The sequence below is a fragment of the Chromohalobacter sp. 11-W genome (assembly GCF_029889905.1).
Lineage (GTDB): Bacteria > Pseudomonadota > Gammaproteobacteria > Pseudomonadales > Halomonadaceae > Chromohalobacter.
In genome coordinates this window covers 1-880 of sequence record NZ_JARANZ010000031.1, presented here as the reverse complement: position 1 = coordinate 880, position 880 = coordinate 1, and the positions used below count along the sequence as shown (strand labels likewise).

The window sequence follows — 880 nt, the reverse complement described above, 5'->3', positions numbered from 1 at the left end:
GCGCTGCTTGGTCACCACCTGATCGTCGGGATCGACCGAGGCCACCACGTCGTCCCAGTCATAGACCTGATTGCCACCGGCGAAATTGGGCCGATTGATGGTGATCTTACGTGTCTTGCGATTGAAACGGACCACGATATGGCGCTGGACCATACATTCCATGCGGAATATCCAGAGGAGATACTTGATAAAAACAATCAAAAATCCAAGCCATGAACACCACACAAGCCCAAGAAAAAAATATTCGCCTGCAACTGCAGACTCACCGGAAACTAAACTTATTCCATTAAAAAAACAGATAACGCAGGAAATAAGAAGAAAAAAGGTATACCTATCAACCCTATAAAAATAGGCGCCAACCCTAGAATCACCCCACCCCTCCATTCATCGAAGAAAGTCCTAACATCCATATAGGTGTCATTCATCTTGTAGATGGAGCGCGCATCAGAAGGAGTGTCGCTGACCTGTGTTTCCTGCATGCCCCGATACTGCTTGCCGTATTTCTCGGCCGCCTTCTCGAACTGCTTCATATCACCCTCGAAGCCGGTGATATCCTTCTTGCTCGCCGTCAGGGTGCGGCGCATCAGCCACTCAACAAAATACATCAGGTCACGTCCTGTAAAGCCTGGTGGAAGGCGCCGACTTCTTCCGCATAGTCGGCGTAATGATCGGGCTCGCTCTCGGTGGTAAAGGCACAGCGCTGGCACCACGCCTCGAGCGCGTCATCGCCGAACACTCCCTTACACCGGCTCGGAGGCCGTGCTTTCCCGACGCAGCTGACGCGGCCAGTACACCGGCCAGCACAGCAGCAGCGAACACCAGTGCGCCACCGCGTGAAGCAGCATGACCGGCGAGGCGATCAGCACCAGCGCGATCATGC

The 880-nt window shown here is 53.6% G+C and carries 2 protein-coding genes and 1 pseudogene; all 3 read right to left on the bottom strand.

The window, feature by feature from the left end; all coding sequences use genetic code 11:
* Positions 1-153: pseudogene (locus OP494_RS17195) on the bottom strand (hypothetical protein); the annotation flags it as partial.
* A gap of 125 nt (positions 154-278) precedes the next feature.
* Positions 279-605 carry a hypothetical protein gene (locus OP494_RS17130; RefSeq protein WP_280542787.1) on the bottom strand — a complete coding sequence of 109 codons (327 nt, stop codon included), beginning with the start codon at positions 603-605 and terminating at the stop codon, positions 279-281.
* Complete coding sequence (locus OP494_RS17125; RefSeq protein WP_280542784.1) at positions 605-736, bottom strand: hypothetical protein; 132 nt, start codon at positions 734-736, stop codon at positions 605-607. Before OP494_RS17125 ends, OP494_RS17130 begins: the two co-directional genes overlap by 1 nt.
* Between the last annotated feature and the right edge of the window lie 144 nt (positions 737-880).

Coding starts and splice junctions, on each gene's coding strand:
- OP494_RS17130 (WP_280542787.1), bottom strand. CDS start 605: ATGTATTTTGTTGAGTGGCTGATGCGCCGCACCCTGACGGCGAGCAAG.